We start from the raw sequence: 22,347 nt of genomic DNA, 5'->3' as shown, positions 1-22,347 counted from the left end.
AAAAGTCTTTTATATACATAATAAATATAATAAAGGCAGTATTTGCTTCTGTTAAAAACGATACGCAAAAATAACATAACATTAAAAATAATGAAATGGCAGGAGATTTTATTGATATATTTAGGTGTACATTAAAAAAAAGACAAACCAATTTAACTAACAACTTTTCTATTGTTTCAACAAACTTTGGAAAGGTTCGTGTTTTTGATTCTAGGGGCAACAAGCCGGTAATAATATCGGTTCCTGATGGTCCGAATATAATTGAACATCACAACAACCTTATTTCGAAATTATCGCACAACTTTAGGGTAATTTGTTTTGAATTTATTGGACTTGGTTACTCCTATCCCAATTTTAAATATGATTATTCTTTTAATAAAGCTTCTCTTCTTGTAATAAACCTAATGGATATTTTAAGAATTGAAAAAGCTGCACTTTGTTTTTCTTGTTCAAATGGATTTTATGCCATTAAAACGGCCGAACTATTTCCAGATAGAATTGTGCATTTATTCTTATCGCAAACGCCATCTATAAACGAAATGGTAAAGTGGACACATAAAAGCATACCAAAAGTATTAAGATACCCCATAGTGGGACAGCTAGTAAATTCTTTTTCTGAAAAAAAATTAGCAAAAACATGGTATAAATATGCTTTACCTAAAGATACTGATAAATTAAATTTTGTTAATCCTGCAATAAAAATGTTAAATAATGGAGGTTGTTTTTGCTTGTCTGGGTTGGTACAAGGGCTAGAAAACGAAAGCGAGTCGGTATTAAAAGTCCTAGAAGTGCCTTCTACCTTAATATGGGGTACAAAAGACTTTACGCATAGAAGAACAAATAATAAATCTATTTTAGAACACCTGCCTAATTGCGAAATAATCGAATTTGAAAATTGTGGACATTTCCCAGAACTCGAAGACACTAATAGATATATTAAACTTTTAAAGGAAAGACTAACCACATAAAAATAGCCTAACAAAACAAAGCTCTAGCTTAAAAACAGCTTAGTTAAGGTGTTTGCCGCATAGAGTACTATGGCTAAGTTTTTGCTAAAAAAAAGCGATACTAATGGTAAACAAATTACTTAACCCCAAAAAACGCCATTATTTATTATAGCAATTAAGCACTGTATGCTACAGGACTAGATAAAACTTCTAATTAAGCACGCATTACAACTTACTTGCCCGCGCTAGGGATTGTAGCGGCATCCTTTTTTTGCTGCCATAAATGGCAAAAAAAGATATAGTGTAAAGCCCGACCCTTTTCGGGTAGCGCCCAAAACAAAAAAATCCCGCTTTGCAGCAGGATTTTTTAAATAATTATTTTTGGTTTTGCTTATACGAATAAAGGTTTATCCTTCATCATAGCATTTACTTTTATTTTTACGGCTTCTAGTACGGCCTCGTCTTCGAAGTTTGTAATAACCTCGTCTACAAGCTCTACAATAGCACCCATATCGTCTTCTTTTAAACCACGGGTTGTTACTGCAGATACGCCTAAACGAATTCCTGAGGTTACAAATGGTGATTTATCATCGAACGGTACCATGTTTTTGTTTACTGTAATATCTGCCTTTACCAACGCTTGTTCCGCATCTTTACCAGATAGGTTTTTGTTACGTAAATCGATTAGCATACAGTGGTTATCTGTACCGTTAGATATAATGTTATAGCCTTTTGCTACTAAGGCATCTGCCATAGTTGAGGCGTTCTTTTTAACTTGTAATTGGTAGGTTAAAAAATCGTCGGTTAAAGCTTCGCCAAATGCAATTGCTTTTGCTGCAATAATATGCTCTAATGGTCCACCTTGGTTTCCTGGGAAAACTGCAGAATCTAATAAAGACGACATTTTACGTAGGCTTCCGTTTTTAAGTTTAATTCCGAAAGGATTTTCGAAATCTTGCCCCATCATGATCATACCTCCTCTTGGTCCTCTTAATGTTTTGTGCGTTGTTGTTGTAACAATATGACAGTGTGGTAATGGATCGTTTAAAATACCTTTTGCAATTAAACCTGCAGGATGCGAAATATCGGCCATTAAAATGGCACCAACGCTATCTGCTATAATTCTAAAACGTTTAAAATCGATATCGCGAGAATATGCCGAAGCTCCTGCTATTATAAGCTTTGGTTGCTCTTTTGTTGCAATTTCTTGAATTTTATCGTAGTTTAAAACACCTGTTTCTTGCTCTACGCCGTAAAACACTGGATTATATAATTTACCCGAAAAGTTTACTGGCGACCCATGTGTTAGGTGACCACCGTGAGATAAATCGAATCCTAAAATTTTATCACCTGGATTTAAACAAGCATGGTAAACTGCCGTATTAGCCTGACTACCAGAGTGTGGTTGTACATTTACATAAGCAGCTCCAAATAAAGCTTTTGCTCTATCGATAGCAATTTGCTCTACTTCGTCCACGACTTCGCAACCACCATAGTAACGTTTTCCTGGGTAACCCTCGGCATATTTGTTTGTTAACACAGAACCTGCTGCTTCCATAACTTGGTCGCTTACAAAATTCTCTGATGCAATAAGTTCTATACCATGTAATTGGCGTTCTTTTTCTGCTTGAATAAGTTCAAAAATTTGTTCGTCGCGTTGCATAAGTGTTTATTTTTTTTATTTCCATACTAATGGAAATCTTGTTTTATTTAAATAATGTGCAAAAATAGCAAATAGATTAGTTAAACGTATTAAAAAAAAGTAGAATTGTTTTAAGTTTTCAACGGTTTATTAACTGTTAATTTTTATATATATTTTTTCTGTTTTGTTAACTTAAAATAAAAAAAATGTTTAGGTTTGATAAGTTAACAATAAACCTTTAACAACATAAGACATGCCACTATCCGCTAATAATCCAGATAGAACTTCGTGGTTACACGTTGATAAGAACTCGGACTTCCCTATACAAAACATCCCTTTTGGTGTATTTTTAACGCGCGACGATATTATTACTATCGGTACTCGAATTGGAGATACAGCTATAGATTTAGGGGCTCTGCATCAATTAGGTTATTTTGATGGTATTCCACTAACCGATGATATTTTTTTACAAGACACCTTAAATGATTTTATTGCCGATGGTAGAAAAACATGGCGCGCCGTAAGAAATAGAATAGCAGAAATTTTTGATGCCGAAAACGACACCTTAAAAAACAACACAAAACATAAGGAAACCATTTTATTTCGTTTAGACGAAATTGAAATGCAATTGCCTGTACAAGTTGGCGATTATACCGATTTTTACTCCAGCATAGAACATGCTACAAATGTAGGTACCATGTTTAGAGACCCCGATAATGCGCTTTTACCAAACTGGTTACATATTCCGGTGGGTTATCATGGTAGAAGTAGTTCTATTATTCCATCGGGCATCCCTATACACCGTCCGCAAGGGCAAACGCTACCAAACGGGGCAACAGAGCCTGTTTTTGGACCAAGTAAACTCATAGATTTCGAGCTAGAAATGGCCTTTATTACTACCGATGCTAACGATTTAGGCGAGCCTATACCAGTTAATGAAGCCGAAGAGTATATTTTTGGTTTAGTATTGCTTAACGATTGGAGCGCTAGAGATATTCAAAAATGGGAATATGTGCCATTAGGACCATTTTTAGCTAAAAGCTTTGCATCGTCAATATCGCCTTGGATTGTAACTTTAGATGCCTTAGAGCCTTACCGCGTAGAAAGCCCTAAACCATTAAAAAAACAGCTAGACTACCTTAAATATAAAGGTAAAAAGAGTTTCGATATTAACTTAGAAGTGGCCATACAACCACAAGGCGCTAAAGAAAACGTAGTAAGCAAATCTAACTTTAAATATATGTACTGGAACATGTCGCAACAGTTGGCGCACCACACCATTAATGGTTGTCCTGTAAATTCTGGCGATATGATGGGAAGCGGAACTATTTCTGGCCCTACCGAAGATAGTTATGGCTCTATGCTAGAGCTTACCTGGAAAGGCGAAAAACCTATTAAGTTAAAAGATGGTACAGAACGTAAATTTATAAACGATAACGATACTGTAATTATGCGAGGCTACTGCGAAAAGGATGGTACACGCATTGGTTTTGGTAAAGTAGCTAATAAATTATTACCTATTTATAGTAAAAAATAATAGTTTAGCACCTTAAAATTTAAAATACAAAAACGCTCTTAGACTACTGTTTAAGGGCGTTTTATTTTTTTAGCGTTACCACAAGGGTCGGGCTTTCCATTACAAGTCCTCGCACTTCCTTCGTCAGGCTGTGGGCTATTCATTACAATCCCTAACGCGAGTTAACCAGTCAAAACCAGTTACTAATGGGTTTACAACATTATTAGTTGCAGAGGCTTTTGTTTAAATTCAAACTATACCGACTATAATTACAAACTATAAATTTGAAAAGTTGATTTTACATATTAATAAAAATGAAAAACTCATAGTTTTAAAACCAAATTAATAAACACTAAAACACAGTTTTACAACTAAATTAGGGTATTCAAAAAACTCTTACCTACAACCAAAAAGTAATATTAAATTTACAAAACAAGATTTTTAATAACCCTTTATCGTATAAATTAACATTTCATATATAAAGTTCGTATTTTGGCACCACTATTGAAACAGTAACCAAATAATCAAAACAATTAACCCATGAAAAAACTACTACTTCTTTCAATTGTATTTATATTACTCATAGCTTGTAACACTAAAAAGCAAGTTGCAATTGCAGTTAATTCTGGTAATTATGATGGTGCTATAAATACAGCTTTAGAAAAACTAAGAAAAAATAAGAATAAGAAACGTAATTATGAGTATGTAATTATGCTTCAAGATGCGTATAATAAAGTCGTAAATCGCGATTTAGAAGCTATTGAACATCTTAAAAAAGACGCTAATCCAGAAACATTTAAAAAAATTTACGAGCTATACATAGATTTAAATGCAAGACAAAACGCAATAAAGCCTATTTTGCCATTAACAGTAAACGGAAAAGACATTCCGTTTTCATTTAATGACTACAGTGACAATATTATAGATTCTAAAACACAACTAGCAGATTACATTTACGAAAAAGGTTTAAATCTTTTAGAGTCTGATAATAAGCAGGATATAAAACAAGCACATACGGAGTTATCTTATCTAGAGCGTTTAAGTCCTAATTACGAGAACACTAGAGAACTTATAACCGAAGCCCACCAACGAGGAAAAGACTATATTTTAGTATCTATCCATAACGATACTCAACAAGTTATACCACAACGTTTAGAAACAGATTTATTGAATTTTGAAACCTACGGTTTAAATAAATTTTGGAGTGAATATCACGCTAACCAAATACCAAACCTTAATTACGATTATGCTATGAACCTTAATTTTAAACAAATAGAAATCGCTCCAGAACGCATTAATCAGCGTGAGTTTTTACGCGAAAAAGAGGTTTCAGATGGTTGGGAATACGAAAAAGACAGAAAAGGTAATGTTGTAAAAGATAGCTTAGGTAACGATATTAAACACGAAAAAGTTATAAAAGTAAGCGCTCGTTTATATGAAACCATACAAACTAAATCTTCCCAAATTATTGCAGAAGTTGTATATATCAATAACCAAAGCAACCAACTTGTAGATACCTTTACCATTGATAGTGGGTTTGTATTCGAACTTGTTTTTGCTAAATATAAAGGCGATATACGTGCATTAAATAATGAAGATACAAAGTTATTAAACAATAGACGTCTACCCTTCCCTAGCAACGAACAAATGGTTTACGATACTGGAGAAGATTTAAAACTACAACTAAAGGATATAATTAATGCCTACACTATTAGATAAAACAAAAACCCTCCCAAAACTTAAGTTTTGGGAGGGTTTTAAAATATATTGCACTATCCAATTTCTTTTACTTTTATTTTTTTGCACTTTCTGAATAGCGCATATAAGCAGAAATAAGGTTGTTTTCAAATTGTTCAATCTCTAACGAATCACACTTAAAATTTAATCTTAATCTTTCTACTCCTTTAGCTAGTGGATGGTTTCTTGAAGCAAAATTTTGCGTTAAATTTCTAACTCCAGCTTTCTTTTTACATATTTCTATAAATTTTGGGTTAACAAGGTAATGTCCCGTTAAAAGATCTCCTCCATAAGTGCCATGACTCCAACCATAACCATCAACCAATTGAAATTCTTCCGTAGTTTTATTATACGTAAAAGACATAGCTCCATCCTTAAAACAACTCTTAGGATTTTTTTTGTAATTATGCATATATTCCAATATTACTAAATTCAACATAGATAAATATTTTGCTTCCATGTGCCAAAATAAAGTTTTGCGAACATCTTTATTCATTCTTTCCAAGTCATCAGTAATATGCTTTGTATAAACTTTATCTAATTCCCTGACCTTTTTATAGTCATTTTTATATATAGCAAATAAATATTCTCCTCCTGAAATTTTACTAAATTCTGATTTTTGATAATCTTCTATATACTTCTTTTCTTTGGCTAATTTATTTTCTTTAATCTGCATTTTTGCATTTTTGATACTATCTTCTATTTCATTTTTCCTTCTCCAATAACTTTTAGATTGATTAATTTGTTTAATTTCATTTTCATCACTCGGACTAATGAATTCTGAGACTTCAGGATGATTATTATGTAATATTTTGTTATATACAGCCTCTCTATATTGATTTGCTAACCTTATATCTTCACAACTACCTGAGCTATAAAGTTTAGTTTTATAGTCTAACAATTTAAACTCGAACGAATTATTTATAGTAAAACACTCCTTTGGAATTACCCTAGTAATTAAAGTAAATTTATCTGAATTATTATGAATGTTAAAAAATTTAGTTTCAAACTTATAAGCGTCATCTGAGTGTTTAAAGGACTTCATGCTATAAATAATAGGAAAGTCTCTTGTGTATTTATCTAACTTTAATTTTATTCCATCACATGGCTGATAGCTAAATTCAGAATCATTTATTGATAAACACTCATAGTGTTGAGAATAAGAAAATTGAAATACATATATCGAAATAAAAAATAGAAAAAATTTCATAGAGATGACATTTCATTTGGATCACTTAAAGATAATTAATTTATTACTTACAACCTCAAAAAATCCCCAGATTCAATACAAGGTATACCGTCAAGCAATTGGTTATAAAGATAAACCCAAGTGTTCAATGTCCTTCCATCATCTAAAAATGCAGTAACAAGTTCTCTTTTAAACAAACTAGAATCAGGTTGGTTTTCATCTACACCTTCATAAGCATCTAAAACTTTATAAACTGAATCAAAATTGTTTAATTTAAAAAGTGCACCATAAACCTTATCCGTTTCATTATAACTAATTACAGCACCAGGATACCAAGACACTTTATATAATTTACCAATAAAATAACCACGTCCAAAAAACGCCGCATTAGCGTTTAAAAATTTGGACATCTCATTATTGGTGGTGTCCTTCAATAAAGTACCATAAACAAATAAATAATCCGAATTCAAAACGTTTTATATTATGAAACAAAAGTACCCAAATCCAAATCACTAATAGCACTATGCGAAGCGTGTGCCACCGTAACACCGTTTTTTATAATCAAAATTTGAGGCGACTGATGTAACACTTGAAATTTATATCCTACCTCATTGGAAACCTCTCGGTAATTAAGCAAATCTAAATAGTATAGATCTAAATCATTTTCCGTTAAACCATAGGCATCTACAAACTGTTTCATCACCATCCTACTAATACCACAGCGTGTAGAATGTTTAAAAACAACTTGTGTTTTCGTTTTCGATTTTTCACTAATAGCATCTAATTGCGCTAATTCGCTTAATGCAATCCATGGCAATACTTTTTCTTCTTTTGGAGCTTTAGAACTCCCAAATATTTTTCCGAACATAGTCCCGTTATTTTTAGCTTTTTATTCTACCATAATTTAAACAAAAATATCATAATTACAGCATGTATTTTAAATTTGGTCGAAAGGTTTTAATTAACTTACAATAAATTAACAAGCACACTTAAACTGACTAAAAGTCACTAGTAATAAGGGAATAACAGTCATTTTGTCTTGTGATTAGCATTGGTAAGGTAATTGAAATATACCTGTAAAATAAATAATAAAAATAAGGTTTCTGCTACCGCAGGAATAAAAACAAATACAATATGAACCCAAATAATTATACAATTAAATCGCAAGAAGCCATACAACGGGCGCAACAGATTGCGCAAAGTTATGGGCATCAACAAATAGAAAACGAACACTTTTTTAAAGCCATTTTCGAGGTTGATGAAAACGTATTACCGTTCATTTTAAAAAAATTGAATGTTAATATTAATGTTTTAGAACAAGCATTAGATAAACAATTAGAAAATTTTCCGAAAGTTTCTGGAGCAGATTTAATGCTGTCTCGCGAAGCAGGAAAAACATTAAACGAAGCTTCTATAATTGCTAAGGCAATGCATGATGACTACGTGTCTATCGAGCATTTTATTTTAGCGGTTTTTAAATCGAAAAGTAAAATAGCGCAAATGTTAAAAGACCAAGGCGTAACAGAAAAAGGTTTAAAAGCAGCCATTGAAGAGTTACGAAAAGGCGATAGAGTAACGTCTCAAAGTCAAGAAGAGACCTACAACTCGCTAAACAAATATGCTAAAAATTTAAACCAATTAGCAAGAGACGGAAAATTAGATCCTGTAATTGGTCGTGATGAAGAAATTAGAAGAATTCTTCAAATTTTATCACGTCGTACCAAAAACAATCCCATTTTAGTTGGAGAGCCCGGAACTGGTAAAACAGCTATAGCCGAGGGTTTAGCCCACAGAATTGTAGATGGCGATGTGCCTGAAAACCTGGTAGAAAAGCAAATTTTTGCCTTAGATATGGGAGCGCTTATTGCCGGAGCAAAATATAAAGGTGAGTTTGAAGAAAGACTTAAAGCTGTAATTAAAGAAGTTACAGAAAGTGAAGGTGACATTGTACTCTTTATAGACGAAATTCACACCTTAGTTGGTGCTGGTGGTGGTCAAGGTGCCATGGATGCTGCAAACATTTTAAAACCTGCTTTAGCCAGAGGAGAACTGCGCGCCATTGGAGCTACAACTTTAGACGAGTACCAAAAATACTTTGAAAAAGACAAAGCTTTAGAGCGTCGTTTCCAAAAAGTTATGGTTAACGAGCCCGATACTGAGAGTGCAGTATCCATCCTTAGAGGTATTAAGGAGAAATACGAAACGCACCATAAAGTACGTATTAAAGATGATGCTATTATTGGAGCTGTAGAGTTATCGCAACGTTACATTACCAATAGGTTTCTTCCAGATAAAGCAATCGACTTAATGGACGAGGCCGCCGCAAAAATGCGTATGGAAATTAACTCTAAACCAGAAGAGCTAGATGTATTAGATAGAAAAATAATGCAGTTAGAGATTGAAATTGAAGCTATTAAACGAGAAAAAGATGAGAGTAAGTTAAAATCATTACGCTCGGAATTAGCAAACTTAAAAGAAGAGCGTACCGAAATTAATGCCAAATGGATAAGCGAAAAAGAAGTTGTAGATAACATCCAGAATAGAAAGCAAGATATTGAAAACTTTAAGCTTGAAGCTGAAAAAGCAGAACGCGATGGCGATTACGGAAAAGTAGCCGAATTGCGATATGGTAAAATTAAAGAAGCTCAAGAAGCATTAGAAAAACTGCAAAAAGATTTGGTAGCTAATCAATCGGAAAGCTCTTTAATTAAAGAAGAAGTAACCTATGAAGATATTGCAGAGGTTGTTGCTAAGTGGACCGGTATACCGGTTACTAAAATGTTACAAGGCGAACGCGAAAAACTTTTAAAATTAGAAGAAGAACTACATAAACGTGTGGTTGGACAAGAAGAAGCCATAGTTGCTGTAAGTGATGCTGTAAGACGTAGTCGTGCAGGTTTACAAAACCCAGAAAAACCAATTGGAACATTCCTGTTTTTAGGAACAACAGGTGTAGGTAAAACGGAGCTAGCAAAAGCCTTAGCGGAGTACTTATTTGACGATGAAGGTGCGATGACTAGAATTGATATGAGTGAATACCAAGAACGTCATGCAGTTAGCAGATTGGTTGGTGCACCTCCAGGATACGTTGGTTATGACGAAGGCGGACAATTAACAGAGGCTGTTAGACGCAAACCTTACTCTGTAGTGCTTTTAGACGAAATTGAAAAAGCACATCCAGACACGTTTAATATCTTATTACAAGTATTAGACGAAGGCCATTTAACAGATAATAAAGGTCGTATTGCAGATTTTAAAAACACTATTATTATCATGACTTCCAACATGGGTAGCCAAATAATACAAGAGCGTTTTGAAGCCGTTAAAAATGTGGAAACAGCCATGGAAGGTGCCAAGGTAGATGTGTTAGCGTTATTAAAACAAACCGTTAGACCTGAGTTTTTAAACAGGATAGACGATATTATCATGTTTACACCGTTAACACAAGACAACATTACACAAATTGTTGGCCTACAGTTAAAAGGCATCACAAAAATGATTGCAAAACAAGGCATCACTTTTGATGCTACGCCGGAGGCTATTAAATACTTAGCCGATAAAGGTTATAATCCAGAATATGGAGCACGACCCGTAAAACGGGTTATTCAAAAAGATGTGTTAAATCAATTAAGTAAAGAGATTTTATCTGGGAAAGTAACCACAGACAGCATCATTTTACTGGATGCCTTCGATGATAAACTTGTATTTAGAAACCAAGGTCACTTGGTGCCAGAAAATTTATAATAAATATTTAATTTAAATGTAACTTTTTAAAATATTTAGGGTCTATATAAATGGTTGGTTAGTTAAAAAGCAACATGAATCTTATATTAAGATGATTGTTGCTTTTTTTATTTACTAATAAAAATCATTTTAGAAATCACTTAAATACTAAGTCCTATTTTTTAAGTTTTCACATAACTACCTGATACTGTTACAAAAAACAAATAAGAATTTACATTATAAAAAATAATACCCAAAACATAATTTTTTATAAATTATTTGGATAAAATTTAATAAATAATACCGTTAATCTAAAAGTAACAATTTAGTACCTTTTAGTTAACAAAATTTAATAAATTAGCTTATAATGTTTGCTCCAAAACACACATTAAATTAAAGAAACGATTATTTTTTTTTCATTCTCTCGGAAAAAATTAAAACACAAAAAACCTACTATAACAATGATGGACATTTCCAATTACATTGATTTTACACTATTAAAAGCACATACCTCGGAACGTGATATTATTGACCTTTGTCACGTTGCAAAAACACAAAACTATTACAGCGTTTGTATTAGCAGTTGCTTTGTGGCTCTAGCCAAACAACTACTAGAAGATTCTAACGTTAAAATATGTACTGTGGTTGGGTTTCCATTAGGAAACATGTCTACTGAAGCTAAAGTTTTCGAAGCGCAAAAAGCCATAGAAGATGGTGCAGATGAGATTGATATGGTTATTAATTTAGGCTACTTAAAAAGTAGAAATCACGTTTTTGTTTTAAAAGATATTATAGATGTTAAATTAGCCATAGGATCAACACCTTTAAAAGTAATCCTTGAAATTTCTGAATTAAATAAAAATGAAATTATAAAGGCTTCAGAAATATGTGTTGATGCCAATGCCGATTTTATTAAAACATCTACAGGATTTTCAAAAAGTGGAGCGACCTTAACGGCCGTAAAAATCATTAAAAAAACAATACGAAATAAAGCTAAAATTAAAGCTTCTGGCGGTATACATGATTTTGAAACGGCCTTAAAATATATAGATGCCGGAGCAGAAAGAATTGGCACTTCTAAAGCTATAAAAAGTAAAAGTAACAACCGACAAATTAGAAACACAAAAATTTACACAGATTATATTGAAACGGTTTTGCACAAAAACCCTACTCCAACAATGCAATCAAATAGTAATGCAAAACACTAAGATTTATATTTTTTTTGGACGGTAAACGCCAATAAAAAAACGTCTTTTAAATGTTAATTTGAAAGACGTTTTTTTGTACTATTCATAGCTTACCCTTACATCTTCCAATTCTATTTTGGATAGCAGTTTAAGTTCACCTTCAGCAAACAAAACGTCCAAATTTAATAAGGCTGCTTCTTCAGAAATTGAAATTGGCTTATAATTATTGTAATCTACAAACCTAATACCATTTACATAACGTTCGTTATAGGCTTCACGAAAACGCATTCCTAAACCATTGCCCTCATGGTACGAGTACGCTAAATAATCTACTTTATAAGTTTCACTATGCACCCAGTACAGAAAAACATCATCAAAGTCTTCTCCGCCTCCATCTTCATTAAAAGTCACTTTAATTTTATGATACGACTCTCCCTTTATGGATACTTGAGAAACGTAGTGTTTATTTACAGCTTCAGCATTTAACCCAATAGGCAATACCGAAAAATAATGCACAGAGTTAACCGATGCGCTGTACAAATTAGCTATAGAATCTGGCAAAACAACCCGTTGGTTATTTATAAAACGTTCAAAACCATCATTTGTAAGCCTATCTACAATAGAATCATGACCGGTAGTAAAATATCTTTCTAAAACATAATTACCGTTATTGTGTTTTGCCCTATACTGCTTATCTCGAAAATTGAATACAATGGTAGACGTTTTAAAACGCTCGCCACCAGAAAGCGCTATGGATTGATCTATAATAACCTCAGCGTCCGTATTAGGCGCTTTACAACTGTAGTTAAGACCTATTAAAACTAAAAGTAACAAAGTGTTTCTAAGCATAATTCTAAATTTTAAACTTAGTAGCAAAAGTAGCTAACACCTAAATTAAACTATGTTAAACTTTAATTAATACTGCGTATTTAATTGGAAGCTCACCTCGTGTCCTGTAAATTTTTGTGCTAGACTATTTATAGCACTTTCTTTTAATTGCAAAACACGAGGATACCCACCTGTAGTTTGACAGTCTCTCATTAAAATAATGAGTTTTCCCGAGGGCGTTAATTGAACCGTTCCCGGAAGCACTACCGAGGTTATTATGGCCTCTAAGGTATTCGATAAGGGCTCATTTAACTGATACGCCATTCTATTATTATCTTTTGAAATGGTAAACCTAGTTGAAAGCAATTGTTTTTGTTGAACAGCCGAGAGTAAATCGAATTCAGGACCTTTAAAAGCAGGAAGTACTGCTGATTCTAAATAGCTTTGTTGTATGCGAAGCCTAGAGTTCTGCTCACCTGCTTCTATTGTTACGCTATTTAACTCTAATTCATCATGCTTTTTAAGTACATAATGAAACGTAACACCTCTATACATACTTCTGCTACCCATAATACGTTCTGTTTGAAAACCACCAGAAACAGCTAAATAACAGCGAACGCCTGTTTGTAATGCTCCAAAAGACAACACATCATTAGGGTTTACTTTAATTAATTTATTATTGGTTAGCGGTACATTGTTTAATTTAGGACTTACATCGGCTCCAGATAAGCAAATTTTGGTGACACAATTAAATTGTAATGTTGGCCCTGTAATAGTTATTTCTAGAACGGCGGCGTTTTCAGAATTCCCTAATAAACCATTAGCCAATGCCGCAGCGTTTTGATCCATAGCACCAGAACTTGGTACGCCATACTGCTGAAAACCAAACCTACCAACATCTTGAATACTACTATAAAAACCTGGTTTTAGTACTTTAATCATATAGCACCTCACTTTCTAACTGATACACCTTGGCTTCCACTAAGGTTTTAATTTGGTTGTATTCTTGTAATGAAATGCTATAAAACTGAATTTTATCGCCAGCCTTTGCAAAACATGGTTGCTCTTTGGTCGCGTCGAAAAACGTAATAGGAGAATTTCCAATAACATTCCAACCACCCGGGCTTTCCTGTGGATAGATTCCCGTTTGATTTCCTCCAATAGCCACAGCTCCTTTTTCAATCTTTAATCGTGGGGTAGATTTTCTAGGTGTAAATAACACAGAATCTAATCCTCCCAAATATAAAAAACCCGGTAAAAAGCCTATAAAATACACCGTATAAATAGCTGAAGCATGTCGCGTAATAATACTTTCTTCTGAACAGTTTTTTACTTTTGAAATATACTCAAGATCGATACCAAAATGAGCATCATAACACACTGGGATTTTCCATAATCGAGATTCGGTTTTCAAAACATCAGTGTTTGACTGGTAAATATTTTGCAATTCAACAAATGCTGTTTTAAAATCAACAACCTCTAATACATAAACAACTAATAATGAATTATATGCAGATCTAACCTCAAGTATTGTATTACGGTTTTTTTTTAATATTAAATCCTTAAAATGAAGCAAATCATCTAAAATAGCGGTATCTATTTGCTTTGGCCATTCTATTAAAACAGCATGCACGCCATAAGGCTTATATGTAAGTTTATAACTCAATATTAATTATCTAATTTTATAGCCTAATGTCTTTAAGCGATCTACTAAACTTGAAACTAATTTAACAGCATCAGGGTGATCACCATGCATACAAAATGTATCCGCTTTAAGCGCCACCAATTTACCAGCTATAGTTTTAACTTTTTTATGAAAAACCATAGCATAAACATGTTCGAACACCGCCTCCGGATTAGTAATTAAAGCATGGTCTTCTTGTCTAGAAACCAATGTTAAATCGTCGTTATAATTCCTATCGGCAAACGCCTCATACATAATTTCAACATTGTTTTTAATGGCCACTTTAGCTATTACGGAATTATAAGGCACGTACAACTTGGTGGGTAACGCTAGTGCTTTTACAACTTCAACAATAACAGTTGCGGTTTTTTCATCTACTGCTGCCAAATTATACAAAGCACCATGAGGTTTTATATGATGAAGCGGCACATGCGCGCGCTTTAAAATGTCTAATAAATCGTTTATTTGATTTTTTACAGCCGTGTATAGCGCTACACAAGACATATCGACAATGGAACGCCCAAAGTTTTCTCGATCGGGAAACGAAGGATGTGCTCCTATTTTAACACTATGTTTTTTAGCAAGCGCAACCACTTCTTGCATAGAGTTTTGGTCTCCCGCATGTCCTCCGCAAGCAATATTACAGGACGAGATATAAGGCATAAGTAGAGATTCATTACCCATACCCTCGCCTGTATCTACATTAATATCTATTATTTGCTGCTCCACTATACTAAATTAGCTATTCTTGATTAGAATTCAAGGCATAAATAGCAAAACTTCCTAACCAATGCCCACCTTCGTAACTATCGCCAAAAATACTTGGCAGCGAATAATTGATATGCTTATTTGCTATATTTTTTAAATGCCTATACTCTGGCAAGCCTTCTGCTATTTTGTTCAAGCTCCATGCCCGCGAAAAGTTAACACCATCTAGATGCACCAATTGACCATCTGTTCTATCGGACACTACACCCACTTCTAAATTATAATTTCTGTTTTTTAATTCTGGTAGAAAATCATTAAGCCATAATTTAAAATCGTTTACAGGTAATAGACGCTTCATTAAAGCCGCCTCTTCTAGACACGGCGATAAAAAGTCACTTCCGCTAGGTTCCCAAGACATTGGGCAATTTTTATCGGCTGTAAAAAAGTATAAGGCACGCGATTTAATAGCGTTTTTTAAGGCTTCGTTATTAACAGTTACTGCATAATCGTAAGCAAACGATAAACCAAAGGCTGTATTTGTATGGGTTCCGACGCGCAGTGGATAATTTAACTTTGGTAAAAATTCGATATACTTCTGTACTATTAAATTGGTTAATGGTTGCAAATTTGCTTCTAGTTGTCTTGCCGTTTCATTGTCCCAAGTATGTAATGCTTCGGCTAATTTTAATAACCAAGCCCAACCGTAAGTGCGCTCGAAAGATGTGTTGTGTTTGCCTTTAAAATACACTACTTCGGCTGCTATATTTTCTTTTGAAATATTATTGAGTAGTTTCTGTTTTATTGTTGAAGCCTGACTAATATCTGGAAAGGATTTTAACAAACTAACTAAACTCCAATGCCCGTGAACCGATGAGTGCCAATCGAAACATCCATAAAACCCCGGGTGTAATTGCATTGGCGATTTTAAATCTGCTTGACTACCCAAGGTTTGTGATAAGCGGTTTGGATACTCGGTATTTATACAGTGTAAAGGTAAATTGGCTAATGCATTTGCTTGATCAATATTAAGCAATGCAACAGGTTCTGAATTTTTTTCGAGTTTTGGGGTTTCTGTTTTTGTGTTTTGATTATTTTGGCAATTAAAAACGGAAAGCGTAAGTACTAAAATTAAAATATTTTTCATGTTATAAATTTATAATTAAATCTATTAATGAAAAAGGAATAGGAAAATTAATAAAAACCTAAATACATAATTGATTTTTAACACCTTACGGTTCAAAAAAATTATTATATTTGTACTATTCCTCATTTAACCTAACGATTTAATAGCTATAAAAACGTATTAATTATGCATTATGTAGCTGTTGTAGACGATTTCCAACTGTTAGCCCAGGCTATGAGTACTTTGGTGAATTCTTTTAAAAATTTCCAGGTGTGTTACTCATGCAATAACGGGAAAGAAATTATAGAAAAATTAGACGCCTCTTTAAAACTTCCAGATATCATATTAATGGATGTAAATATGCCTATTTTAAATGGCATACAGGCCACCAAGTACATTAAGGACAAATACCCAAACATTAAGGTAATAGCCATTTCTGTAGAAAATAAAACAAAAGATGTTTTGCAAATGCTAGAAGCAGGAGCAAAAAGTTATTTATTAAAAGACATAGAAAAAAGCACCTTAGAAATTGCCTTAACCGAAACCATAAATAAAGGCTATTACCATACCGAACACGTCTCTAAAATTCTTGTTGATGCGCTCCATGGTCAAGAAAAACCCATGACTGTTTTAAAAGAACGTGAAATGGAGTTTTTAAACTACGCTTGTACAGATAAAACCTATAAAGAAATTGCAGATAAAATGTTTCTTAGCCCGAAAACAATCGATGGCTACCGCAATACTTTATTTAACAAGTTTAATGTAAAAAACCGAGTTGGATTGGTGCTCTACGCTATTAGAAACCAGCTTTTTAACCCTTAATAAAAAGTTACCCGCTGCTAACAAAATCCAATATTAACCCAATCTAATTTATCTTATTAATTTAAGTATTCTAATTGCTAATAGCGAAACGCTGGCGATAACGACATTGTAAATTAGAGTTATAATAAAAGAGATTCCTGCCTCCGCAGGAATGTTTAACCCAACCAACCATCACGATCCAAACTACGATACTGAATCGCTTCACTTATATGCGCTCCATTTATATGGTTAACACCTTCTAAATCGGCTATAGTTCTAGATACTTTCAAAATCCTATCGTACGCCCGAGCCGATAAATTTAAGCGTTCCATGGCGGTTTTTAATAGTTGTTTCGAGGCATCATCTAAAACACAATGTTTTCTAATTTGTTTCACATTCATTTGTGCATTATAATGCACGCTATCAGAATCTTCAAAACGCTTAGTTTGCACTTCTCTTGCTTTTGTAACTCGTTTTCTAATATCTACCGATGTTTCTCCTTTTCTGTCGTCACTCAACTTATCAAACGGCACTGGAGTTACTTCAATATGAATATCAATTCTATCTAACAACGGGCCAGAAATTTTCCCCATGTAACGTTGCATTTCCGCTGGAGACGACGTTATAGGTGCATCTGGATCGTTAAAAAAACCACTCGGACTCGGATTCATACTAGCCACCAACATAAAAGACGATGGGTAGGTAACCGTAAATTTTGCTCTAGAAATAGTTACCTCTCTATCTTCTAATGGTTGTCGCATTACTTCTAAAACCTCTCGTTTAAATTCGGGTAATTCATCTAAAAACAAAACGCCGTTGTGCGATAAGGATATTTCTCCAGGTTGCGGATAGCTACCACCGCCAACAAGTGCTACGTTGCTAATGGTATGGTGCGGACTCCTAAACGGGCGTTGCGCCATTAAACCTGTATCTTTTACACGCCCTACAACCGAATGAATTTTTGTGGTTTCTAAAGCTTCATGCAACGTCATTGGTGGCAAAATGCTGGGTAAACGTTTTGCTAACATGGTTTTACCTGCTCCCGGAGGACCAATTAAAATAATGTTATGGCCACCAGCAGCTGCAATTTCCATACAGCGCTTAATACCTTCTTGTCCTTTTACATCGGAAAAATCAAACTCAGGAAAATTTAGATTTTTTTCAAATTCTTCTCTAGTATTAATTATAGTTTGCTCTATGGCTTCACCTTTATCAAAAAAGTTAATAACCTGCTTAATATTTTCTACACCATAAACCTCAAGGTTATCAACAATAGCAGCTTCTTTGGCATTTTGTGCCGGCAGGATAAAGCCTTTAAATCCTTCTTCCCTAGCCTTTACCGCAATTGGCAAAGCACCTTTAATGGGCTGCAAACTTCCGTCTAACGACAATTCGCCCATAATTAGGTATTTGTCTAAATCTTCAGCTTTAATTTGATCTGTAGATGCAAGAATACCAATGGCTAAAGTTAAATCGTATGCACTTCCCTCCTTTCTTAAATCGGCAGGCGACATATTAATGATTATTTTTTTACCTGGAATTCTATAGCCGTTATTTTGAAGCGCTGCAGCTATTCTAAAATTACTTTCTTTTATAGCGTTATCGGGTAACCCTACAAGATGATACCCTACACCTTTATCTACATTTACCTCAACTGTTATAGTTGAAGCCTCAACGCCAAATACGGCACTAGCAAAAACTTTTTTAAGCATACTTTTTAGTTTACACCTTAAATGTAAGAAATGTATTTTAATTAAAAACCAATAGACTTCCATGCACCATGATAAATAACTGAAGCTTTCTTGTTTAAACTACAAAATTATTTAAAATACTAAATTTAAAGTATTTATTTTTAATACTTTACCCCAAAAGCCAAGTCAATAAAAAGCACTATTATTAAGAGAGTATTGGCGTGTATTTATATTTACAAGCCAAATTAATTAGACTTTACAACATTTGTATTTCTTAGATTAATTTCGAATATTTAGTTTAAAAAAAAACGACGTAAGGCTAATATTTTAGATAAAATGACTATTTTTGTCAGAATAGGTTCTATTTAATACGTTTTAATATTTAAATTAATAAAATTCCATAAAAAAAAAACGACCCAAATAAACCTATTTTAAAGTTTGTATTTTACGCTTTTAGTATTTTTTAAACATCTATAACTAAAACTAAAAATACCTTATTAATTAACTAAAACAATAAACCAAGTATTGCCTCGAATTTATTGGCTTATTTTTAATTTTGTTTAAAGCAACTATTTTTTAATCATATAAAAATTAAAATACTATAAAAATAAACTCAATTCTTTGTACCCAAATTATTGACTTTAGATCTAGAACGGAAACCTACTAAATGTTTAACTTAAAGTTATCTAGAAATATTAATAGCTTAGCTAAGCAATTAGCTTTTATCTGCATTGTTTTATGTTTAAGCAACATTATTAATGCTCAAAAAATAGCTGTTCCCGAAAACATACAGGCAGCACTTCTTACTAAGGTACTAAAATACAACCCTCAAATAACTCAAAATAAAAACATTAAAATATTAGTCGTTTATAACCAAAATTCTCTATTGGCTAAAGATGAATTTATTAAAGGACTAGGTAGTAATATCGTTGTTAAAGCCATAGCATTAAAAGAATTAGAGCAAAGCATTTTTGGTTTCCATGTTGTTTATTTCATGGCTGGCATTCATGACTATTCTAACGTATGTAAAGCTCAAAAAGTTTTATCTGTTACAGCTACAACACGTTTTGTAGAACAAGGCAAAATTTCCCTCGGATTTGGAATTGAAAACAATAAACCTAAAATATTAGTGAATTTAACATCACTAGAAATGGAAGGTCAATCATTCTCTTCGGATATATTGAGAATAGGAAAAATTTTTAAATGAAACAAGTTATGAATTTTAAGGAAAAAACACTTTTGTTCATTTTAATCATAACCCCCATGTTATGCTTTAACATCTTTGCGCAACAAGACAAAGTGTATAATGAAATGACTTTAGAAGAGTTATTAGATATTGATGTTGTAATAACAGCCTCTAAACATCCAGAAGATTTATTTGAAACCCCTCTATCTACAACTATAATTAGCAAGGAAGAAATTAATAATTCTGGTGTAACTACTATTCCTGAAGCACTTAGATTATCTCAAGGTTTAATTGTTAGAGAAATTACACCTGGTAATTATGACATTCATATTAGAGGCTACGACGATATTACTAAAAATGTATACCTCACATTATCTTACAACACCACCATTTTGGTTATGATAGATAATCGAATTGTATATAGTTACTTTAGTGGAGGAACCTTTTGGGAAACCCTACCGGTTGGTCTAAATGATATTGAAAGAATTGAAGTAGTTAGAGGTCCTGCATCTGCCTTATACGGCCCTAATGCAGTTACCGGTGTTATTAATATAATTACCTCACATGCCAATAAAAAAGGAAAAAATGTAACAGTAAACACCCAAATAGGAACTAATAAAGCTAAAAACGCTAGTTTAAACCTTGGTTATAATTGGGATGATAAGACAAAATTAACATTTTCAAGTAACTTTTCTGAACGTTACCGTTTTGATAGTAATTATTATGATTTTGTAAAAAAAGATTATACCGATATAGATAATTTAAGCATGTTTGTGGAGCCCATAAAAAACCACGATACTAACGCACCTTGGACGTATAAAGAGTATCAAGAAGAACTAGGTGCTTTTTACGACGAAGAACTTAGCTTAAGAAGAATAGGCGGAAATATCTTTTTTACACATAATTATGGTGTTAATTCAAATATAGATATCGCATTAGGTGCCCAAAAATCTCAAAGCCAAAGAACAGGTTTTTTAAATTTAGCAACACCTTTATCACAAACAGAATCCGAAAGTTACTATTTAAACGCCAAAATAAAGCACAATAACTTAAGCGGCCAGTTTAACATTAACACAGGAAAAGACGAAAACAATTACAAGTTTAATTCTTATAAATTTACTACTATTGATGGTAATTTAGAGTATTTTAAAGAATTTAAAACGGTAAGTATCAGGCCAGGTATTAACTATAAATATTTAATGTATAACAGTCCTTTTACATACAATGAAAGATTCAGTTTTAACGATCTAAATTTTCAATTTAAAGACGAAGCAAGAAAAACCTTTTCTATTTCTGCTTTTATGCTTACAGAATGGAAGCCCATACCAAAACTTAGAGTTATTGGCGCTGCCCGTTTAGATAAATTTGGGTTTAATAAAAACTATTTTTTAAACTATGAAATAGCTTCAACTTACCGTATTAATAAAAGTAATTTAGTTCGTGCTGTACATTCCAAAGCTTCAAAATCTCCCTTCTTTTTTGACACCTACTTAAATGGCATAATTACAACTAATTATAACCACGTAATTGATGACAGTATAGATCCTATAACCATACCAGTTACTCTGCATGTTAATGGACAAAAAGACCTTAAATACCCTACTATTACGAGTAGTGAAATTGGATGGCGAACTAAAATAACAAATACTTTAAATTTAGATTTGGAAATGTTTTATTCCAAAGTAGACAATTTTGTAAACCCAAACGCCTACCACGATTACATAACCGAACAAGAACTTGATGAAAACGGGAATGTAGGTGATTTACTTAGTATAAGTGCTAGTGGGGCAGTTAAATTTGAAAATTACAATTTAAATGCTAGCCAATATGGTCTAGGGTTTACGATTGATTATGACCTTAATGATAAATTTAAGGCTAAAGCTTTTGGAAATTATCAAAAAACGAACATTTCGGGAAGAAAAAATATAGACGTAGAATTAACCAATATTCAATTTGATGTAAATTCTACAGGGGATATCTTAACAACTAAATTAAGTAACACTACAAACCCAACGCAATGGAGCGAAGATGCAACCCCATCCTTTTTTGGTGGTTTTGCTATAAACTATAAACCATATGACAAATGGGGGTTTAATACAGATGGCTATATTTATTCTCAACACGAATTTGCTAATTATAACTATTACCAAATAAGCGATATAGAAAACCTTGAAAAAGACAAATCGCAAATGTACATTAAAACTAACCTTATAATGAACGCAAAAATATCTTATCAAATAAACAAAAATAGTTTAGTAAATATTACCGCAAAAAACCTACTAGGTCAACATCGAGAATATGGTTTTGCTGATAATATAAGGTCTATAATATTAATAGGATTCCAATGGAAAATTTAAGGCTAAAAATATTTAATTAACCAAGACA

At 33.0% G+C, this 22,347-nt stretch carries 18 protein-coding genes; 8 read left to right on the top strand and 10 right to left on the bottom strand.

What is annotated here, in order from left to right:
- Positions 1–95: 95 nt before the first annotated feature.
- Entirely contained in the window at positions 96–968 is an 873-nt protein-coding gene (locus tag BMY96_RS06010) for an alpha/beta fold hydrolase (RefSeq protein WP_092850349.1), read from the top strand.
- 370 nt (positions 969–1,338) lie between these two features.
- On the opposite strand, the gene glyA is transcribed toward BMY96_RS06010, so the two are convergent.
- Positions 1,339–2,610: a serine hydroxymethyltransferase gene (glyA, locus tag BMY96_RS06005; RefSeq protein ID WP_092850346.1), complete on the bottom strand. Its 1,272-nt coding sequence runs from the start codon at positions 2,608–2,610 to the stop codon at positions 1,339–1,341.
- 232 nt (positions 2,611–2,842) lie between these two features.
- Here glyA and fahA point away from each other — a divergent pair, with 232 nt between their 5' ends.
- Entirely contained in the window at positions 2,843–4,126 is a 1,284-nt protein-coding gene (fahA, locus tag BMY96_RS06000) for a fumarylacetoacetase (protein ID WP_092850344.1), read from the top strand.
- 519 nt (positions 4,127–4,645) lie between these two features.
- Positions 4,646–5,824, top strand: coding sequence for a hypothetical protein (locus tag BMY96_RS05995; protein ID WP_175473523.1), 1,179 nt, complete (start codon positions 4,646–4,648; stop codon positions 5,822–5,824).
- Positions 5,825–5,897: 73 nt separating this feature from the next.
- On the opposite strand, the gene BMY96_RS05990 is transcribed toward BMY96_RS05995, so the two are convergent.
- Genes BMY96_RS05990 through ytxJ form a run of 3 tightly spaced genes read right to left on the bottom strand, consistent with a single transcriptional unit; the run spans position 5,898 to position 7,899 of the window.
- Positions 5,898–7,052 carry a hypothetical protein gene (locus BMY96_RS05990; RefSeq protein ID WP_092850342.1) on the bottom strand — a complete coding sequence of 385 codons (1,155 nt, stop codon included), beginning with the start codon at positions 7,050–7,052 and terminating at the stop codon, positions 5,898–5,900.
- 47 nt (positions 7,053–7,099) lie between these two features.
- Positions 7,100–7,501: a gamma-glutamylcyclotransferase family protein gene (locus BMY96_RS05985; RefSeq protein WP_092850340.1), complete on the bottom strand. Its 402-nt coding sequence runs from the start codon at positions 7,499–7,501 to the stop codon at positions 7,100–7,102.
- Between the two features lie 11 nt (positions 7,502–7,512).
- Entirely contained in the window at positions 7,513–7,899 is a 387-nt protein-coding gene (ytxJ, locus tag BMY96_RS05980) for a bacillithiol system redox-active protein YtxJ (protein WP_092850338.1), read from the bottom strand.
- A 266-nt stretch (positions 7,900–8,165) separates the two neighbouring features.
- Here ytxJ and clpB point away from each other — a divergent pair, with 266 nt between their 5' ends.
- On the top strand, positions 8,166–10,775 hold the full coding sequence (gene clpB, locus BMY96_RS05975; RefSeq protein WP_092850336.1) for an ATP-dependent chaperone ClpB: 2,610 nt from the start codon (positions 8,166–8,168) through the stop codon (positions 10,773–10,775).
- A gap of 440 nt (positions 10,776–11,215) precedes the next feature.
- Positions 11,216–11,962, top strand: coding sequence for a deoxyribose-phosphate aldolase (deoC, locus tag BMY96_RS05970; protein ID WP_432416255.1), 747 nt, complete (start codon positions 11,216–11,218; stop codon positions 11,960–11,962).
- 78 nt (positions 11,963–12,040) lie between these two features.
- Here deoC and BMY96_RS05965 read toward each other — a convergent pair whose 3' ends face one another.
- The 5 genes from BMY96_RS05965 to BMY96_RS05945 all read right to left on the bottom strand — a co-directional run bounded on the left by BMY96_RS05965 (position 12,041) and on the right by BMY96_RS05945 (position 16,305).
- On the bottom strand, positions 12,041–12,790 hold the full coding sequence (locus BMY96_RS05965; protein WP_092850333.1) for a DUF6503 family protein: 750 nt from the start codon (positions 12,788–12,790) through the stop codon (positions 12,041–12,043).
- Positions 12,791–12,856: 66 nt separating this feature from the next.
- Positions 12,857–13,711: a 5-oxoprolinase subunit C family protein gene (locus BMY96_RS05960; protein WP_092850330.1), complete on the bottom strand. Its 855-nt coding sequence runs from the start codon at positions 13,709–13,711 to the stop codon at positions 12,857–12,859.
- On the bottom strand, positions 13,704–14,435 hold the full coding sequence (gene pxpB, locus BMY96_RS05955) for a 5-oxoprolinase subunit PxpB (RefSeq protein ID WP_092850328.1): 732 nt from the start codon (positions 14,433–14,435) through the stop codon (positions 13,704–13,706). The genes BMY96_RS05960 and pxpB overlap by 8 nt, the downstream gene beginning before the upstream one ends.
- A 6-nt stretch (positions 14,436–14,441) precedes the next feature.
- Positions 14,442–15,182 carry a 5-oxoprolinase subunit PxpA gene (gene pxpA, locus BMY96_RS05950; protein ID WP_092850326.1) on the bottom strand — a complete coding sequence of 247 codons (741 nt, stop codon included), beginning with the start codon at positions 15,180–15,182 and terminating at the stop codon, positions 14,442–14,444.
- Positions 15,183–15,195: 13 nt separating this feature from the next.
- Positions 15,196–16,305 carry a DUF2891 domain-containing protein gene (locus tag BMY96_RS05945; protein WP_092850324.1) on the bottom strand — a complete coding sequence of 370 codons (1,110 nt, stop codon included), beginning with the start codon at positions 16,303–16,305 and terminating at the stop codon, positions 15,196–15,198.
- Between the two features lie 165 nt (positions 16,306–16,470).
- On the opposite strand from BMY96_RS05945, the gene BMY96_RS05940 reads away from it, so the two are divergent.
- Entirely contained in the window at positions 16,471–17,106 is a 636-nt protein-coding gene (locus BMY96_RS05940; protein WP_092850321.1) for a response regulator transcription factor, read from the top strand.
- Between the two features lie 155 nt (positions 17,107–17,261).
- Here BMY96_RS05940 and BMY96_RS05935 read toward each other — a convergent pair whose 3' ends face one another.
- Positions 17,262–18,797, bottom strand: a complete 1,536-nt coding sequence (locus BMY96_RS05935; protein WP_092850921.1) for a YifB family Mg chelatase-like AAA ATPase — start codon at positions 18,795–18,797, stop codon at positions 17,262–17,264.
- 646 nt (positions 18,798–19,443) lie between these two features.
- On the opposite strand from BMY96_RS05935, the gene BMY96_RS05930 reads away from it, so the two are divergent.
- Both BMY96_RS05930 and BMY96_RS05925 read left to right on the top strand, forming a co-directional pair.
- Entirely contained in the window at positions 19,444–19,983 is a 540-nt protein-coding gene (locus BMY96_RS05930; RefSeq protein WP_092850319.1) for a YfiR/HmsC family protein, read from the top strand.
- An 8-nt stretch (positions 19,984–19,991) separates the two neighbouring features.
- Positions 19,992–22,319 (top strand): TonB-dependent receptor plug domain-containing protein, encoded by a 2,328-nt coding sequence (locus BMY96_RS05925; RefSeq protein WP_175473522.1) that lies wholly within the window; start codon positions 19,992–19,994, stop codon positions 22,317–22,319.
- Positions 22,320–22,347 lie beyond the last annotated feature (28 nt).

Origin of the sequence: Algibacter pectinivorans (assembly GCF_900112595.1) — a bacterium.
Lineage (GTDB): Bacteria > Bacteroidota > Bacteroidia > Flavobacteriales > Flavobacteriaceae > Algibacter_B > Algibacter_B pectinivorans.
The sequence above is the reverse complement of the archived record's forward strand: the minus strand, read 5'-3'. Positions and strand labels throughout refer to the sequence as shown.

Bases quoted from the DNA above. Each gene is read 5' to 3' on its own strand.
- BMY96_RS06010 (WP_092850349.1), top strand. From the start codon at position 96: ATGGCAGGAGATTTTATTGATATATTTAGGTGTACATTAAAAAAAAGA.
- glyA (WP_092850346.1), bottom strand. From the start codon at position 2,610: ATGCAACGCGACGAACAAATTTTTGAACTTATTCAAGCAGAAAAAGAA.
- fahA (WP_092850344.1), top strand. From the start codon at position 2,843: ATGCCACTATCCGCTAATAATCCAGATAGAACTTCGTGGTTACACGTT.
- BMY96_RS05995 (WP_175473523.1), top strand. From the start codon at position 4,646: ATGAAAAAACTACTACTTCTTTCAATTGTATTTATATTACTCATAGCT.
- BMY96_RS05990 (WP_092850342.1), bottom strand. From the start codon at position 7,052: ATGAAATTTTTTCTATTTTTTATTTCGATATATGTATTTCAATTTTCT.
- ytxJ (WP_092850338.1), bottom strand. From the start codon at position 7,899: ATGTTCGGAAAAATATTTGGGAGTTCTAAAGCTCCAAAAGAAGAAAAA.
- clpB (WP_092850336.1), top strand. From the start codon at position 8,166: ATGAACCCAAATAATTATACAATTAAATCGCAAGAAGCCATACAACGG.
- deoC (WP_432416255.1), top strand. From the start codon at position 11,216: ATGATGGACATTTCCAATTACATTGATTTTACACTATTAAAAGCACAT.
- BMY96_RS05965 (WP_092850333.1), bottom strand. From the start codon at position 12,790: ATGCTTAGAAACACTTTGTTACTTTTAGTTTTAATAGGTCTTAACTAC.
- BMY96_RS05960 (WP_092850330.1), bottom strand. From the start codon at position 13,711: ATGATTAAAGTACTAAAACCAGGTTTTTATAGTAGTATTCAAGATGTT.
- BMY96_RS05945 (WP_092850324.1), bottom strand. From the start codon at position 16,305: ATGAAAAATATTTTAATTTTAGTACTTACGCTTTCCGTTTTTAATTGC.
- BMY96_RS05940 (WP_092850321.1), top strand. From the start codon at position 16,471: ATGCATTATGTAGCTGTTGTAGACGATTTCCAACTGTTAGCCCAGGCT.
- BMY96_RS05935 (WP_092850921.1), bottom strand. From the start codon at position 18,797: ATGCTTAAAAAAGTTTTTGCTAGTGCCGTATTTGGCGTTGAGGCTTCA.
- BMY96_RS05930 (WP_092850319.1), top strand. From the start codon at position 19,444: ATGTTTAACTTAAAGTTATCTAGAAATATTAATAGCTTAGCTAAGCAA.
- BMY96_RS05925 (WP_175473522.1), top strand. From the start codon at position 19,992: ATGAATTTTAAGGAAAAAACACTTTTGTTCATTTTAATCATAACCCCC.